This window comes from Rouxiella sp. WC2420, from assembly GCF_041200025.1.
Taxonomy (GTDB): Bacteria; Pseudomonadota; Gammaproteobacteria; order Enterobacterales; family Enterobacteriaceae; genus Rouxiella.
Genome location: NZ_CP165628.1, coordinates 68,826 through 85,956 on the forward strand (window position 1 = coordinate 68,826; position 17,131 = coordinate 85,956).

The window sequence follows — 17,131 nt, forward strand, 5'->3', positions numbered from 1 at the left end:
TCGTCGCGCAGGTCGTCCTGCTGAGTTTTTGCGTGACATTCTGCGGGTCGTCCCGAAGCACGCGTTTAGCGGGTTTGATTTACCAGACGGCAACTTCAATCGGCGTCGGATTATAGCCATTGCAAGGATTGTTAAGCTGCGGACAGTTGGAGATCAGCACCAAGATGTTCATTTTCGCCACCAACTCGACGTATTTCCCCGGTGCAGAAAGCCCGTCGGCAAAAGTCAATCCGCCCTGCGCGGTTACCGGTACATTCATGAAAAAGTTGATGTTATGGGTAATATCTTGCTTGGAGAGGCCATACTGCGGATGTGCGGCAATCGCCAGCATCCAACTGTCACGGCAGGCGTGCATATGGCGCTTTTCCAGCGAGTAACGCACGGTGTTGCTTTCGGTGGAGCAAGCCCCGCCCAGCGTGTCATGGCGGCCACAGGTGTCGGCGACAATCTCCAGCATTGGACGATCATCATTGGAGCGCAGCACGGTTCCAGCGGTCAGAAACACATTCTTTTGCCCGCGCAGGGTATCGGTCATGCTGTAGCGTTCGCCAATATCATCGGCGTTGAAAAACAGCGTATCGGCAGCCTGATTCCCCTCGCTGTCGACGATACGCAATGTTTGCCCGGCTTCGATGCGATGCAGCCAGTAATCACCGGCACCAACCTGCGCGCGGTAAACTGCATCTTTAATAAGGCGTGAGCTGGTCTGGATCATCGTTGTGCCTCCTGGCAGCAGGCGGTGTGGTGATAGAGGGCATTATTGGCATTGCCGCGACGGTTTTCCTCTTGGCTCAGACAGTGTGCCGGCAGCGGCGCAGTATTGGCGAGCAACTCAACGGTGACCGCTGCGCGGGGATAACTGTCTGATTCAGTTAACGGATGCGGGCAAGTATGCATAATCACCAGCGTATCCATGGCGAAACGCAGCGTGATGCTGGCTGTTGGCTTTGGACAAGCATCCAGCGCCAGATTGCCCTCATCATCGACTGTAACTTTGGAAAACCAGTTGACGCAGGCGGCCATATCTCGCTTGCCTAGCCCGTATTTTGCCAGTTCGACTAAAAAGCTGTCGTAGCCATTTTGATGACGCTCGTTGCGGGCTTGCTGATAGTTCAAAGCGCCAAAACGCTGTTCGGCCAAGCAGGCATTCATCGTGCCACAGACGGTGTCGTGCCAGCCAAAAGTGTCCTGTTCAATGCCGCAAAAGATACGTCCCATGTCGGAATACAGGCAATGGCCTGCGGTGAGTCTGAAGGTGTGCTGACATTTAAGAGTGTCGGGCGCGTTATATCTTTCAAGCAGGTTTTCTGGATTGTAAAAAAGCATGCCAAGATTGGCGTTGCCTTCGACGTCGGTCAGGCGTAGCGCCGATCCTGCTTTAACCCGCATTGACCAGTGTGACCCGCCGGGGAGCAGGGTCTGATATAAGCTGTCGCTGGATTCGTTCATCATGTTTTCCTCTCTTGATAAGGGGTCAAGCCACGCGCGCGGTGGAATAAACACGCTCGCTAATTTGCTGTTGGGTCAAGGCCGAGGGGCCTGCGGCAGCCTTTCGGTCTAAGGGGATGTCATAGGTTATGCTCGCGCCCCAAGCGTCGGGAGCCTGTGGATCGTGGCGAATTTTGTCGAACACCCACAGGCGCGAGCCGAGTGAAAACCCCTCTTTCAGGTCGTGAGTAATCATAAAAATTGTCAACTGATGCTCTTGCCACAAGGTGGTAATCAACTGGTGCATGTCTTTTCGGATACCTGGGTCCAGCGCGCCAAAAGGTTCGTCGAGCAGCAAAATGCGTGGCTTCTTGGTCAGAGCCTGTGCTAGCGCCAAACGCTGCTGCATGCCGCCAGAAAGCTGGTGCGGATACTTATCCAGTGCGTGTCCCAGCCCAACCTGTGCAAGCATCTCGGTTGCACGTTCGGCAATCGCCCGCCGCTTGCTGCCCCACACCCGGCCTAACCAGCGCGCCTGCACAAACTCCTCTCCGAGCATCACGTTTTGCAGCGCTGTCAGGTGTGGAAATACCGAATAGCGCTGAAACACCACACCGCGATCCTCGCCCGGCTCTTGTGGGATGGGTTTGCCGTCGAGCAAAAGTTCGCCTTTGCTAGGACTTTCTGTGCCAAGCATCATCTTCAAAAAAGTGGTTTTCCCACAGCCGGATGCGCCAACGATCGACACAAACTCGCCTTCCTGCACCTCGGCATTGACCCGTTCCAGCACCACCTGATTGCCGTAGTGTTTTTCCAGATTGCGCATACTCAGTAAGCTCATAGCGTGCTCCGTTTTAAGCTCATTTAACGTAATACCACGGCCAGCAGCGGCGGCTAATCAGGCGCAGCAGGGCATCCAGGGCAAAGGCCAGCAGGGTAATCCAGGCGACGTAGGGCAGAATGACGTCCATCGCCAGATAACGGCGCATCAGGAAGATGCGATAGCCCAGGCCTTCGGTGGCGGCGATTGCTTCTGCGGCGATCAGGAAAAGCCACGCAGAGCCTAAGGAGAGGCGCACTGCGTCGAGCAGGCGCGGCATCAGCTGTGGCAAAATAATACGCCACAGGATTTGCCCGCTGTGGGCGCTGAGAGTTTGTGCCTTGATTAGCTGTTCCTGCGGGATCGATTGAACGTGCTGCTGTAAATCGCGGGCGATAAACGGCGTCACGCCCACGGCAATCAGCACCACTTTCGACAGCTCCCCCAACCCGAACATAATGAACAGGATTGGCAGCACTGCCAGTGGAGGAATAAGGGCGAACAGCGTCACCAGCGGAGAGATAAGCGAACGTATAGCAGGCAACGCGCCGCAGAAAATGCCCAGCGCCAACCCGAGAAAAGCGCTGATCAAGATGCCACTGAGCAGGCGAATCAGGCTGGCGTAAGTGTCGGCCCACAGCAGATATTGGCCGGTGCGCGGGTCAGGCTCGAAGGCGACGCGGTAAAGTGCATCGCCCATTGAACTAAAGCCTGGAAGCAGCTTGTCGAAAGCATTGACCGACAGACGAGCATCCGACGCCATCAGATACACCAATACCAGCAGCAGCAGGGGCAGCAACCCTAGCAGGCTGCGTGACAGGCGTTGGGGTTGGTAGTTGATCATTTTGCGCATCGAATGCTCTCCTTTAACGATCGTGGTCTGGCGATTACAGTTTGTTAGCCGCGGCGAGCTTCACAAATTCATCGGTGAAATGCAGTTTCTGGTTAGCCGGATTGCCCCAGTTACCCGCAGGCGTTGTGATACCAACGGTCGTGGCATCAGGCGCGCCTTCGCCAAGCAGGCCGTGCGCGAAAGAGAATTCGGCTACCGACTGCATGGTGGTTTTGATTTGTGGACCGTCAATGAAATCCAGGGTTTGCCTGGGTGTGCCAAAGAGGTAGGTGTCGGCGATCTGCTCGTCGAAACCTTTAAGATCAGTACCCGATTCGTGCGCCATATAGGTACGCGCCTTAACGGCATCCGGGCCATTACCTTTCATGGCGTTCAGCGTTTCATACCAGGCACCGGTCAGCGCTTTGCCCAGCTCGGGGTGAGCTTTCAGGGTTTTGCTGTTGACCACCAACAGGTCGAGGATTTCACCGGGAATTTGTGCAGAAGAGAATATTTCGTGGCTGTCTGGCTGCTTTTTAGCTTCAGCCAGCAGCGGGTTCCAGGTAACGATGGATTTTACTGCCGGAGTACCGAAAGCGGCGACCAGATCGGCATCGGCGGTATTCACTACAGTGATATCTTTTTCGCTCATGCCGGATTTCTCCAGCGCGCGGGCCAGCAGATATTCTGAGACTGAAAGCTGAACCAGATTAATTGACTGACCTTTCAGTGAGTTAACATCACCACCGCCTTTAAGCATGATGCCGTCGTTGCCGTTGGAGTAATCACCAACAATCAGCGCGGTGCTGTCTACGCCACCGGTTGCCGGAATAGTCAGGGCATCCATGTTGGTCATGGTGCAGCCGTCAAATCCGCCAGAAGTGTACTGATTCACCGATTCGATGTAGTCGTTGACCTGTACTAACTGAATTTTGATGCCGTACTTATCGGCCCATTTCTTGAGGATCCCACTTTGTTGGGCAAAGTCCCACGGCATCCATCCGGCGTAAATAGACCAGGCGATTTTAAACGTAGGTTGGGTAGCGGCCAGAACGGGCTGGCTGAGAAGGGCAGCAAAGCATAAAGCGCAGAGCAGCAGGCGTTGGCAAGCTTTAATCATGACATTTCCTCTGACGTTGACCACGGGTAAAGTGCAGGAGGTCGGCGGCGAGAATGGTTCTCGCTTTGGCCTCCCGGGCTTTTATCCCGCCGTGTAACCGCCAGAGGGCGGTCGGTCACTCTCGGACCAGCCATCTGCGTATTGCAGACCGGAACCCTAGTGACCTTATTTCAAATTGTATGGCGACACCGGTTTCCCGCTATCGCTCCTGCTGGATAAATACAGGCAAGATTCTTGCCAGATCTCCTTAAATTATGAATAAATCACAAAAAAATCAGGAAATAATCATTACAATACAAAGTAGTAAAGGGTTTTAAGTCTCTGTGAACGTTTGGCAGCGATGAAATGGATGCGATAATTTGTGGATGTTTTTCAGGCAGGCTTCACCGTATTTGTGCAACCTGCACTGGCGCGGAGCAGTCGCTTCTTTGCTGTATCCTAAGGCCACAGGATGTTCTATCCTACTAAGCTGGGATGTCAGTAATTAATAAGAATATTGAATCAGGAGTCTGGAAATGGCTGTAGGGATCAGGAGCAGGACCTTCGCGCGCTGGCTGGCGCCTGTAGTTGCATTACTCGTGGTTTTTCAACTCACCGCCTGTGGCGATAAAGAGCCAGAGCAAAGGAAAGCCTTCATCGACTATCTGCAAAATACCGTGATGCGCAGCGGGCAGAATCTGCCTACGTTGAGTGAAGATCAGCGACAGAAATTTGGTAATTACGCCAACGATTACACCATCATTTTAAACTTCTCACGTCAGTTGAAGCAGTCCATCAACGAAGGATTGGCTCCTGCGGTTAACACTATCGCGCAGATCCACGTTCCGCAGGACTACTTGCAGCAGAAAGGCGCATTGCAGCAGGCCGCGGGTTCACTAAACAGCGTGACGCAGCAAATCCAGACCGCCAAGGCCACTGCCGACACGGCTCAGGCCGCGCTTAAACAACCTGACGATCTGAAAGCCGTTTACAGCAAAGTCTATGCGCAAGACGTGACTCAACCGGCTAACGCGCTGCTTCCGGTGGTTCCGGCTCTGGCAGGCTTCACCCAGGATATTGCAGCGGTTGGTGATTTCCTTTCCCAGCAAGGAACCCAGGTGGCCTTTGCCAACGGTTCGGTCCAGTTGCCGACTCAGCAGCAGGTTGCACAGTACAATGCTCTGATGACGGGCCTGCTTGGTAAGCAACAGTCGCTGGTGGATGCACAAAAAATCATTGCCGGTAATTTTTAATAACTTACTGAATAGATAGATTTTATTGGAAAGCCACGTTCTGTTACGTGGCTTTTTTGTCAAGAAAATCAGCAGGATTAATAAAAGTTCACAATTTAGTGATGCCAGCCAGTGACGTAATCCTTTAGTTTTTATGTCATCTAACTGTTCTAAATTTTGAAAAAATTTAAGCCGAATATTTTAAGGAAGTCTTTTTTATGAAACGTCACATGATGACATTGCTGGCTGCGCTTATCGCCACGCCAGGCATTGCGGCCGCCGCAGACAGCAGCGCTAACTTTACCGATGCGCAGCAGCAGGCGATTGGTAAAATCGCTTCTGATTACATCATCGCTCATCCAGAAGTGCTGGTGCAGGCAAGTCAGAAACTTCAGGCCCAGCAACAGCAGCAGCAGGCTAGCGATTCGCTGGCGGCGGTAGTGGCAAATGCGCCAGCCCTGTTGCAGGACAAAGATACCCCGACTTATGGTCCGAAAGATGCCAAAGTGGCATTTGTAGAATTCTTCGATTATCAGTGCATGTACTGTAGTCGTATGGCGCCGCTGGTTGAGCAAACGATTAAAGCCAATCCAAACGTACGCTTTGTTTTCAAAGAATGGCCAATCTTCGGCGATCGCTGGAAAGCGTCAATCACTGCAGCTGAAACCGGCCTGTCGATTTGGAAACAAAAAGGACCTCAGGCGTACCTGGCTTATCACAATGCGATTTATGCAACCGGGCATGACGAAGGCAAGCTGACTGACGCAGACATTTCTGGTGCAGTTGAGAAAGTTAACGGCGCGCTGCCAAGCGAAGCACATCGTCAGGAAACACACGCTGCGCTGGCGAAGAATGACGATCTGGCAAAATCGCTGGGCTTCCAGGGCACCCCTGGTTTCATCGTAATGCCAGTGAGCGGTGCGAATGCCAATAACACTACCGTGCTGCCAGGCGCTGTGTCTGCAGAGGATTTGCAGGCTGCGATCAGCAAGGCACAGGGCAAGTAATTGTGCTTGAGTCGATGATGATAATCCATTAAATATCATTGCCTTAATAAAACGCAGAGCTCAACTTGGCTCTGCGTTTTCTATTTTGGCTCAATATCTAGATTCAAAATTACTGATTAATTTTTATTGTCCGGACCCGTCGCCATTACAGATATGCAAGTATCAAGATTTTGGGCCGCAACGGCCTTCTGCTGAGGGCTCAGTGACTTATATCGTTGTACTGAAACCTGTGCCACGTTTGCATCAAATTTCACTTTATTAATCGAATAATCACTGTTTTCGTTATCGATCACAATATGGATGTTATTGGAAAAATCTGCATCATCCGCAGACGCCTGGTGCATGACGTCTACTGCTACACAGGCCGCCGCATCGTAATGAGGGTCATGAGCTGGTGTGCGATTGAACCACCAAGCGACCAGGCCAACAATAATGGCAATAATTACTACCCATAGCAGGGATCTTTTTTTCATCACAAACACTCATTTTGCAGGGGAAAATCCAATGGGGCCAGAATAAAGATCTACAAGCTTAAAAGCTAGCGCTGAGAAATAGCCTTACTAGGAGTAATAGCAGCTTCTAACTTAACAATTACATAATTATATTAATCTTCGGTTAACATTTTAGACCGAGGTGGTCGAAATGTTAATTTACAATAGTTATTAATTTTTATTTTTATCGACTAAAACTATCGCCATAATATTAAGAAACTTGTTCCTGATAATGTAACAGGATATTCAATAACTCAGGCTGATGAGGGGATGCTGCTAATTTCACAAAAGTTGGGAAGAAAATATTTGGTGCGGGATAAATATCGACAATGTGGCAATATTCTTCTGCCTGTGGGGGAACCTCGGAGGCTGGCATCATTGATGCAGCGGCTATTCCGGATGCTATCAGTTCGTACACCATTCTAGGTTCGTTGGCAGAGATAATAATATTAGGGCGAACGCCTAATCTAAGTAGCTGATTATTAATATATTCGAAGGTCCCTTCTCCATTAATTCTACGGATTAAGATTAACGGCAGCTGGCCAAGTTCAGAGAGCAACACCTGATCTTTCGGCGGGCTAGGCAGCAGCTTTTTCGAGATTAGCGCGACGGCCTTAACCGGCTGCATGCTGATACATTCATAACTTCCTGCCATGGTGGGCTGTTGAAATAGGCCAATATCGATACGTTTTTTGTCGAGCATGCCTTCAAGCGTGCTTGAATCGGCAACAATAGTTTCAATCTTAACGCCTTCAAGTTGTTGATAAAACTGTGCAACTAGCGGACTGAAATGGCGTTGAAACAGGTAAGAAATCCCAATCCGCAGCACTTCTTTTTTATTGTTGGCAACAAAGATGGCTTCGCTGCGCGCTTCCTCGACGTTACGTAAAATGTCACAGGCGCGCAGGTAGAGCACCATACCGGCTTCTGTCGTGGTGATGCCGCTGCCGTTGCGTAATACCAGCGGTGTCCCCACTTCTTCTTCCAGTTCTTGCAGGCGTTTACTTAATGGAGGCTGGGAAATATTAAGTATTCGAGATGCTTTGCTGATAGAGCCTTGTTCTACAATGACACAGAAATAGCGTAAACGTTTTAAATCCATACAAAACCTTTATTAATATTATTGTCTATAATGAAAAGATTTAACTAAGTAAAAATAGAACTGTAAAACGCCGAAACAGCCTTGATGTAGATCATGTTAATTAATCTAACATACTACTTTTTCGGTATGGCTTACTACCGTAAAACAGTATTCCCACCTTATTTAATTTTATGGTTAGTCTTAAGTCTCGAAAATAAGGTTGAAGACGTTGGCAAGGTTCATCAATGAATAAATCTACTGTAAAGAAAGATAGCTTGAAGTTGATATGGGATATTTCGTAGCAGATTGCAAACCCTAAACCAGCGCTATGACCCGCAGAGTTATTTTGACTCAGCACAGATTCGCTCGCCCATATTTTAAGAAAAACAGTAGTTATGACTACCTGGAGAATTATTGTGGAAAAATATAAAAATCAACTATTTATCAATACAGTGTGTCTTTCAGGATCGACTGAAGACAAGCTGCGAGCCGCCAGTGTTGCCGGATTTAATCAGGTCGAGCTATGGCGTCAGGATGTGCAAGCCGCCGATGGTGATACCGCAGGGATTAAAGCCCTGTTGAAAACATTACCGTTGGGACTGACTGATTATCAGGTTCTGCTGGATTTTGATGGCGCACCGGACAGCATTCGAGCCGAGAAAAGACAAGAAGCTTTGCGCATGCTCGATACTGCGGTGGCATTGGGCGCAACGACTCTTTTGACGCCAGCCTGCACTCATAAAGATTGCGTCAAAGAACGCGTGGAAGAGGATTTACGCTGGCTAGTCGCCGAGGCAGCTAAACGTGGACTGCGTATTGCCTATGAAGGAATGGCTTGGAGCACCTGGATAAATAATACTGCCGATGCCTGGAAAATGGTGCAGCGCATCAACGCGCCGAATCTCGGATTGGTGATCGATGCTTTCCACATCTTTGTCCGTCACCGCACTGCTGCGGATCTTGATGGTATCCCGATGGACAAAATTTATCTGGTCCAGCTCTCTGATCTGGCGATTGATCCAGCACCTGAGCATCTGATTGATACCGCGCGACACAGTCGTTTGCTGCCGGGAGAAGGCAAGTTTCCTATCCACACTATTATTGAACGTCTGGAAGAGGGCGGATATCACGGTCCGATTGGCCTGGAAGTTTTTAGCGATGAACTGAAAGCGCAAGAGCCTACCGGGGTTGCCCGTAAGGCGATGAAAGCTTTGCAGTCAGTCTGTTTTGGCAAAACGGCGCAATACACACTGTAATTCGAGGTGTTTTCATCGTTAAGGAGAAGCAGGATGTCCGAGTTACATAGTGCACTTAATGTTGATTCTCAGGCCGTGAAAACGGCCCCACAGGGCAATAAACCGGCCGAGTACGGCATTCCCACCCAGCGTGCGCTAGTTCTTGTCGGTATTATTTTGGTATCGCTAAATCTGCGTGCCGCCGTGACGTCGCTCAGCGCTATATATGGCATTATCAGCCATGATATCAGCGGTTTTAACGCCAATATTCTTGGCATTCTACCGCTGCTGTCCTTTGCCGTATTCGGATCGCTTACCTCCACGGTTTCACGTCGTTTGGGTTACGAAGGTGCCTTGCTGTTGTCGATGCTGATGGTGTGTGCGGGTATCGCTTTACGCACATTAACCGGCAGTTTCCCCGTTTTTATGGCCTGCAGCGTGTTGGCACTGGCGGGGATGGGGTTTGGTAATGTATTGGTGCAGCCGACCATCAAGAAGTATTTCCCTGATCACGTCGGGGCGTTGACCGCGACCTACGCGGTGATGATCGCAGTTTCGGCCGGGCTACCTTCGGCGATTGCCGTTCCGCTGGCTCAGAATGACGGCTGGCGCGCCAATGTGGCGTTGTGGTCAGTTACCGCGCTGATTGCGGCGCTACCTTGGCTTTTTCAACTACTGCGTATCCATCATCGTGGCCAGAAAGAAGAGGTAAATCAGACTATTGCAAAACCGGTGATCCCACACGTTGCAGTATGGAAATGGCCGATTGCCTGGTCGATGGTGGTGCTGTTTGGCGTTAGCATGATGAGCATGTACGCAATGCTTAACTGGCTACCCACCTATCTCATTCAGAATGGAATCAGTGCAGCTACCGCGGGCAATATGCTGTTTGTTTACAATATCGTCGGGATAGCGCACTCCATCCTGGTGCCTATCTATCTGGGTCGGATGAAAAAACCGTATATCGTGGTGGCAATCGGCGGCGTAATGCAAATTGTCGGATATATGGGCTTCCTTTATATGCCGGGCGCATCCTGGGTATGGGCGGTCGTCGCGGCACCTGGTTTGATGACTATTCCCGCAACCTTTCAGCTTATCAATCTACGCACACGAAGTGTTGAAGGGGCTGCATCGTTGTCTTCCTTCACTCAGGGGGTAGGCTACGTCTTTGCCGCCGCTGGCCCGTTTTTTTTCGGCCAGCTTCATCACTCTACCGGTGGATGGCATGTCTCGTTCTGGTTCCTGACCGTGATGTCCACTGTGATGCTTTTGGCCGGAGGCGCGGCAGTCCGCAATAAATATCTGGAAGATGCGCAAAGCTGAATCCTTCTTTAACAAACATACCCAACCTCGATTTTAGTCAAACCAACTACTAGCCTTATATCTTGAGGGATCCATTTTATGAAACGCCGGGAATTTATGAAATCAGGCACCGCACTGATTGCGGGAGGCTTTATTCTGAAAAACGCCTCTGCTGCCATTATCCACCCCAACAGTCTGACATCGTCAGGGGTAACTGCAGCGCCAACAGGGGAAAACAAGCGCATGATTAAATTATTGAAGGTGAAAGGGATATCGATAGGTGAGGGCGCACCAAAACTGATTGTGCCGACAACGGCAACCCAAGAGTCTGAGGTATTGGACTCGGTACGACAATTTGCAGCAATTAAAGATATCGATGTTGTTGAATTTCGGCTCGATTTTCTGATTAACGCGTTAGATAAAGGCAGTGTCGCAAGAATGACTCGTCAGGTAGCCGATCTATTGCCTGACAAGGTGCTTTTAGTGACCTTCAGGACCCAAGCCGAGGGCGGTGCAACGACAATCAGCGATACGGCTTATGGCGATCTTTATCTGGAAATTCTTAAGAATGGTAAAACCGACCTGCTGGATGTTGAAATGTTTCGTAGTGAAACCGTAGTGCGCAACATTGTCTCACAAGCACATCGGCAGGGAGTTGCCATTGTAATGTCTAGCCATGATTTCAAGAAAACGCCGCCGAAGGAGGAACTCATTCGCCGTCTTCGTCACCAGCAGGCGTTAGGGGCCGATATCTTGAAAATTGCCACCATGCCTCATGACTCGGGAGACGTGTTAAGCTTGATGAATGCGACGTGGGAAATGCATCATCAATATGCCGAAAGGCCGCTGCTGACGATGTCGATGAAAGGTTTAGGTGTCGTGTCTCGCCTATCCGGAGAATTAACCGGTTCGGCTTTGACCTTTGGCATGGTTGGTAAACCGTCGGCTCCAGGCCAGATTGATGCAAGCCATTTGCACCAGGTGCTAGACGTTATTCACCAAGCTAGTCAGTCGGTATAAATAAGAATTTTATCTGCGTCTTTAGAAAGTCTTGGAAATACTTTTCTTATTACCAAACTATACGTTTGCTATTTTTTTATCAATAAGCTGCATTGATGAAAAGACAGTTGGATATTTTAATCTTTTTTAAATAAAGTATTTTTTATTAAATTCAAATAAAAAAAGCCCCTTATTTCTCGGCGAGATAAGGGGATGCCAAATGGCCAACACCAGGGAATTGCTTTCACGGCGACTATAGCCGTTTGATATTTATTCAGCGGTAATCGTTAATTCAACCTCTTAGACTTCACTGTACTTAAGTATAGGTGTGAATACAAATAAAACCTAAGCTTTTTATCTAGCATCGGTGGAATTATTTTAGTGATTATAGTTTATTTAAAATAACATTGATTTAGATCAATTTTTTGCTTTTAATTTCTTAAAAGTTAAAATGATACTCATCAATAAATAGATGATTTTAAATACACTTAGAACAATCGCCAGAGTCGCCATGACCTTTTGCTCCTTTGTCAGCGTTTTTTCTCTTGTTTAATGCCATTAAATATCAACTAATTAGTATGCGAGCCAATCAATTATATTAAAAACTAATTTTTGTGGAAATAATTCAACTAATCGGCTAATTCATAGTAACTGTACTAAGGTATAGGATGTACAAGAATGCTGAGTTTCTTATGGAGAAGATCTGCTCAGGTACTAAGAATATTCTCTATGTTTTTGATGCGAAAATTTTAATAAATTTAACAATCATGTATCACAGAGGTGAATAATGTTATTGAATTAATATGTTTTTAAGATAATTGATGAAAAAACCAGGATTCATTGATTTATAGAATAGCTAAAAAAAATCAGCTATCTGCGAAAATTTTAAAACAATGGCCACTGATCTTTAAATATTCGTTAAAACAGGTTGTTGAAGGTTCAGTTCAGAACTAAGACATATAGCCTGCTTGGCATTAGCTACCCCCAGTTTTTTAACAACATTGGCTATATGAAATTTTACAGTGCTTGTCGTAATACCTAATAAAGACGCAATTTCTTTATAAGTTCGCCCCATACTAGCCCAGTATAGAACATCATTTTCTCGGCGAGAAAAAATATCTTTACGGTAATTCACAATTAGATTACTTATTAGATTTTTATCTTGATACAAGGAAATTAGTTTATGATGTATTAACATTAATAGCATTTGAATCTTTTCTTTATTTTTTTCAATTTTAGAAAAAATTTGCAATTCATTATTTTTATCGATAAGTACTGATAGTGTCACCAGATTATTCGCGCAATCATGAGTTACAAAGGTATAGCCATTAATAACTTCATGTTTTTTAGCAACTTCAAAAATGGATAGCTTGAGTTTTGAATTTATTATAATTTTTTCATTCCAGGAAAAAGGCAGGATGGAATTCAATGCAATGTTAACGATAGGATCAATATATTGATAATTATTTTCTTTATATATAATTTCCCATTTTTTTGGGTAATTTGAAATGGTAAGTAATTCAGAGGGGTTTTTCTTACTCATTACAGCATAGGTATATTTAACATTAAGCAAAGAAAATAATCTTCTTTCTATAAACTCTTCAATGGCCTTGTTTATTAAAATATTATTAAATAGCGAATGCGAGTCAGAGCTCATTGGTTTCTCATTTTATGAATTTTAGGTTGGAATATTATAGGTTATGAAATGACAGGAGGACAGTACTCATTATATTTCACCCAGCGTCATCGTGATGTTTTTTTATTTTTTTAATCAGTAACAAAAGAACTTTATACTTTTATATAAATTCAAGGTTTTTTAATGTTTCACTCTGTTTAGATGGCACTGACTTCATTGTAACTTTCTTTCAATTCTCCTCCTGACACCTTGTTTAAAAACTCTAAACGGCTATTGATGTCTTTTTAGGCGGAATTTAATCAGCAGGCCAAAAATAAATTGTGATCTTCATCACGTTTTTGCGACAAATTAAGCTCGATAAAACGTGATGCTGATCACAATAATTCCACATTCGTGAACAAAATTTGCTCTTTGTGCTTAAGTTACAAGGCTTTTATGTGATGAGTATCACTAAAATGAGGGGTGGGGAGGGGGGTAGCCCGTGATCGTAATCACGCGCTCGGCCCTGACTACGCGCGGTCATAATGACGTGCTAGAGTTCGCCTTGCAGACAGCAATTCGACGGAATCTCCATCAGGGGAAAAATACCGTCCCAATAACTACCACGTATAACGCGCTCTTATTGTTAGCGCGTATCAATAGGGGTGTGTTTTATGTTTTCACCAGACGTTAAGGTTAAAGTTCAAAACTTTGGCCGCTTCCTGAGTAATATGGTAATGCCGAATATTGGCGCATTTATCGCTTGGGGTATTATTACCGCGCTGTTTATCCCAACGGGCTGGATCCCAAATGCGACACTGGCTAAATTAGTCGGTCCAATGATCACCTATTTACTGCCTTTGCTGATCGGTTTCACTGGCGGCCGTTTAGTTGGTGGCGATCGCGGCGGTGTGGTCGGTGCTATCACTACCATGGGTGTGATCGTCGGTGCTGATATGCCGATGTTCCTCGGTGCGATGATTGCCGGTCCATTGGGCGGCTGGTGTATTAAACGTTTTGACCGTTGGGTAGACGGCAAAATCAAAAGCGGCTTCGAGATGCTGGTTAACAACTTCTCCGCCGGTATCATCGGCATGCTGCTGGCCGTGCTCTCGTTCCTGGCGATTGGTCCGCTGGTAGAAGCGCTGTCTAAATTGCTGGCCGCCGGCGTACACATCATGGTTATTCATAACCTGCTGCCGCTGGCCTCTATTTTTGTAGAACCAGCTAAAATCCTGTTCCTCAATAACGCTATCAACCACGGTATCTTCTCACCGCTGGGCATCCAGCAGGCCACCGAAGCCGGGAAGTCAATCTTCTTCCTTATCGAAGCCAATCCAGGTCCGGGCATGGGCGTGCTGATTGCCTACATGATCTTTGGTCGCGGTAACGCCAAACAGTCTGCAGGCGGTGCGGCTATCATTCACTTCCTGGGTGGTATTCACGAAATCTATTTCCCATACGTGTTGATGAACCCGCGCCTGCTGCTGGCGGTTATCCTCGGTGGTATGACCGGCGTGTTCACACTGACCGTACTGAACGGCGGTCTGGTCTCTCCTGCATCACCTGGCTCAATTATCGCTGTGTTGGCCATGACGCCAAAAGGTGCCTATTTCGCCAACATTTCGGCGATCGTGCTGGCATTCCTGGTGTCATTCATCGTGTCTTCAATCCTGCTGAAAAGCTCGAAAGTGAAAGACGAAGACGACCTTGAAGAAGCGACCCGTCGCGTGCAGGATATGAAAGCGCAGTCCAAAGGCGGCAAACCGGCGGTAGCTGGCGTTGCCGGTGACCTGTCCACCGTGCGCAAAATCATTGTTGCCTGTGATGCGGGTATGGGTTCAAGCGCCATGGGGGCTGGTGTACTGCGTAAGAAAGTGCAGGACGCGGGGCTGACCCACGTTGCAGTAACCAATACTGCCATCAACAATTTGCCCGACGATGTAGATCTGGTAATAACCCACCGCGATCTCACCGAGCGCGCGATGCGTCAGGTGCCACACGCTCAGCATATTTCGTTGACCAACTTCCTCGATAGCGGCCTTTATACCGACCTGGTTGCTCGCTTGGTGGAAGTGAACAAGACCAGTGAATATAAAGAGAAAGTGAACACCACGTTAAACGATAGCCTGGTTTCAGAAGCAGACAATGCCAATCTGTTCCGCATGAGCCCGGAAAATATTTTCCTCGGTCTGACTGCCAGCAGCAAAGAGCAGGCGATTCGTTTTGCCGGTGAGCAGCTGGTGAAAGGCGGTTATGTACAGCCGGAGTATGTCGATGCAATGCTGGCACGCGAACAGCTTACCTCAACTTATCTGGGGGAATCGATCGCAGTTCCGCACGGCACAATCGAAGCTAAAGATCGCGTACTGAAAACAGGTATCGTGTTCTGCCAGTATCCGGCAGGTATCCGCTGGGGCGAGGACGAAGACGATTCTGCCCGTCTGGTTATCGGTATTGCAGCCCGTAATAATGAGCACATCAACGTGATCACTAAACTGACCACCGCGTTGGATGAAGATGGCGTTATCGACCGCCTTGCTAACACCACAAGTGTTGAGGAAGTGCTGCAGATCATTCGCGGTTAAGGTTAATTGGTCGATAATCTTCGGATTGTCGAATTGTAAATTTGAGAACGTTACTAACCGGGTCTGCACTTATCCAACGTTTGTCGGGTAGCAGACCCGGTTGTTGATTCGAAGCCCAGAGCTTCCTGGTTCTTGTCACCGTTTAGGGAGTCATCATGAAAGCTTTACATTTTGGAGCAGGTAACATTGGCCGTGGATTTATTGGCAAACTGCTTGCCGATGCCAAGGTTGAACTGACCTTTGCCGATGTTCATCCTGTTCTGCTGGAAGAGCTAAGCCGCCGTAAGGGTTACAACGTCAACGTGGTCGGCGAGCAAGCCACCGTTGAGCCAGTCTCCAATGTCAGCATTGTTAACAGCACCGGTCAGGAAGCTATCGACTTGATCGCCCAGGTTGATTTGATGACCACTGCTGTTGGTCCAACCGTGCTGGAAAAAATCGCTCACAACGTGGCGAAAGGCCTGGTATTGCGCCATCGGCAGGGGAATGAAAGCCCGCTGAATATTATCGCCTGTGAAAACATGGTGCGCGGCACCAGCCAGTTCAAACAGCATGTATTCAACGCCTTGCCAGAAGATGAAAAAGCGTGGGTAGAAGCGCACGTTGGCTTCGTTGATTCTGCCGTAGACCGCATTGTTCCTCCGGCGGCTGCAGGTTCAACCGATCCGCTGGAAGTCACCGTTGAAACCTTTAGCGAGTGGATTGTTGATAAAACTCAGTTCAAAGGTCCGCTGCCTGATATCAAAGGCATGGAGCTCACCGATAACCTGATGGCCTTCGTTGAGCGCAAGCTGTTTACCCTGAATACCGGCCATGCGATCACCGCCTATCTTGGCCAACAGGCGGGCCACGCAACAATTCGTGATGCTATCCTCGACCCTAAAGTGCGCGAAGTGGTGAAAGGCGCGATGGAAGAAAGCGGTGCGGTGCTGATTAAGCGCTATGGCTTTGATGCTGATAAACACGCGGCCTACATCAAGAAAATCCTCTCTCGCTTTGAAAACCCGTATTTGCATGACGACGTCGAACGCGTTGGCCGTCAGCCATTGCGCAAACTCAGCGCGGGCGACCGTCTGATCAAGCCGCTGTTGGGAACCCAGGAATACAGCTTGCCGCATGCTAATCTGGTGATCGGTATTGCTGCCGCAATGCGTTATCGCAGCGAGCAAGATCCTCAGGCGCAAGAGCTGGTTGAATCGTTGACCACACAAGGGCCGAAAGCCACGCTCGTCGAGGTTTCCGGTCTGCAGGCCGACAGTGACGTGGTGGCTCAGGTTGTCAGCGCTTACGAGAAAATGCACTAAACAGTCTGTCATTTTTAACAATCAGTGACGTGTTGACTCAACACGCATTCCAACACCCGATGTAAACGTCTCATTGGACGGCACAAATGCTGTCCGAT

The 17,131-nt window shown here is 48.2% G+C and carries 15 protein-coding genes and 1 riboswitch; of the genes, 7 read left to right on the forward strand and 8 right to left on the reverse strand.

The genetic code is table 11. The features are described 5' to 3' along the window. Positions 1-79: 79 nt before the first annotated feature. From AB3G37_RS00335 to AB3G37_RS00355, 5 genes are read right to left on the reverse strand one after another with little or no spacing between them, the layout of a single operon-like run. Entirely contained in the window at positions 80-715 is a 636-nt protein-coding gene (locus AB3G37_RS00335; protein ID WP_369789356.1) for an urea amidolyase associated protein UAAP2, read from the reverse strand. Continuing rightward, positions 712-1,449: an urea amidolyase associated protein UAAP1 gene (locus AB3G37_RS00340; protein ID WP_369791031.1), complete on the reverse strand. Its 738-nt coding sequence runs from the start codon at positions 1,447-1,449 to the stop codon at positions 712-714. The genes AB3G37_RS00335 and AB3G37_RS00340 overlap by 4 nt, the downstream gene beginning before the upstream one ends. Positions 1,450-1,474: 25 nt before the next feature. After that, positions 1,475-2,269 (reverse strand): ABC transporter ATP-binding protein, encoded by a 795-nt coding sequence (locus tag AB3G37_RS00345; RefSeq protein ID WP_369789357.1) that lies wholly within the window; start codon positions 2,267-2,269, stop codon positions 1,475-1,477. Positions 2,270-2,288: 19 nt separating this feature from the next. Then, positions 2,289-3,101, reverse strand: coding sequence for an ABC transporter permease (locus AB3G37_RS00350; protein ID WP_369789358.1), 813 nt, complete (start codon positions 3,099-3,101; stop codon positions 2,289-2,291). Between the two features lie 34 nt (positions 3,102-3,135). Further along, on the reverse strand, positions 3,136-4,200 hold the full coding sequence (locus AB3G37_RS00355) for a putative urea ABC transporter substrate-binding protein (protein ID WP_369789359.1): 1,065 nt from the start codon (positions 4,198-4,200) through the stop codon (positions 3,136-3,138). A 68-nt stretch (positions 4,201-4,268) separates the two neighbouring features. Next, positions 4,269-4,371, reverse strand: a riboswitch (guanidine-I (ykkC/yxkD leader). Positions 4,372-4,715: 344 nt separating this feature from the next. Between AB3G37_RS00355 and AB3G37_RS00360 the strand changes: the two genes are divergently transcribed. After that, positions 4,716-5,432: a DUF3053 domain-containing protein gene (locus AB3G37_RS00360; RefSeq protein WP_009638852.1), complete on the forward strand. Its 717-nt coding sequence runs from the start codon at positions 4,716-4,718 to the stop codon at positions 5,430-5,432. Between the two features lie 197 nt (positions 5,433-5,629). Continuing rightward, complete coding sequence (locus AB3G37_RS00365) at positions 5,630-6,418, forward strand: DsbA family protein (RefSeq protein WP_009638853.1); 789 nt, start codon at positions 5,630-5,632, stop codon at positions 6,416-6,418. A 116-nt stretch (positions 6,419-6,534) separates the two neighbouring features. Here the strand turns inward: AB3G37_RS00365 and AB3G37_RS00370 are convergent, their stop codons facing one another. Together AB3G37_RS00370 and AB3G37_RS00375 are read right to left on the reverse strand one after the other, a co-directional pair. Then, on the reverse strand, positions 6,535-6,891 hold the full coding sequence (locus AB3G37_RS00370; protein WP_369789360.1) for a hypothetical protein: 357 nt from the start codon (positions 6,889-6,891) through the stop codon (positions 6,535-6,537). 229 nt (positions 6,892-7,120) lie between these two features. Next, on the reverse strand, positions 7,121-8,011 hold the full coding sequence (locus tag AB3G37_RS00375; RefSeq protein ID WP_369789361.1) for a LysR family transcriptional regulator: 891 nt from the start codon (positions 8,009-8,011) through the stop codon (positions 7,121-7,123). 374 nt (positions 8,012-8,385) lie between these two features. On the opposite strand from AB3G37_RS00375, the gene AB3G37_RS00380 reads away from it, so the two are divergent. The 3 genes from AB3G37_RS00380 (at position 8,386) to aroD (ending at position 11,547) form a co-directional block, all read left to right on the forward strand. After that, on the forward strand, positions 8,386-9,246 hold the full coding sequence (locus AB3G37_RS00380) for a sugar phosphate isomerase/epimerase family protein (RefSeq protein WP_369789362.1): 861 nt from the start codon (positions 8,386-8,388) through the stop codon (positions 9,244-9,246). A 33-nt stretch (positions 9,247-9,279) separates the two neighbouring features. Beyond that, a complete protein-coding gene (locus AB3G37_RS00385) occupies positions 9,280-10,548 on the forward strand; it encodes a CynX/NimT family MFS transporter (protein ID WP_369789363.1) in 1,269 nt (422 codons plus the stop codon). Positions 10,549-10,626: 78 nt separating this feature from the next. Next, entirely contained in the window at positions 10,627-11,547 is a 921-nt protein-coding gene (gene aroD, locus AB3G37_RS00390; RefSeq protein WP_369789364.1) for a type I 3-dehydroquinate dehydratase, read from the forward strand. An 886-nt stretch (positions 11,548-12,433) separates the two neighbouring features. On the opposite strand, the gene AB3G37_RS00395 is transcribed toward aroD, so the two are convergent. Continuing rightward, complete coding sequence (locus AB3G37_RS00395; RefSeq protein WP_369789365.1) at positions 12,434-13,183, reverse strand: autoinducer binding domain-containing protein; 750 nt, start codon at positions 13,181-13,183, stop codon at positions 12,434-12,436. Between the two features lie 632 nt (positions 13,184-13,815). On the opposite strand from AB3G37_RS00395, the gene AB3G37_RS00400 reads away from it, so the two are divergent. Together AB3G37_RS00400 and AB3G37_RS00405 are read left to right on the forward strand one after the other, a co-directional pair. Then, on the forward strand, positions 13,816-15,729 hold the full coding sequence (locus AB3G37_RS00400; RefSeq protein WP_369789366.1) for a PTS mannitol transporter subunit IICBA: 1,914 nt from the start codon (positions 13,816-13,818) through the stop codon (positions 15,727-15,729). Between the two features lie 155 nt (positions 15,730-15,884). Then, the gene (locus AB3G37_RS00405; protein ID WP_369789367.1) at positions 15,885-17,033 is read left to right on the forward strand and encodes a mannitol-1-phosphate 5-dehydrogenase; all 1,149 of its coding nucleotides are present in this window, start codon (positions 15,885-15,887) and stop codon (positions 17,031-17,033) included. Positions 17,034-17,131 lie beyond the last annotated feature (98 nt).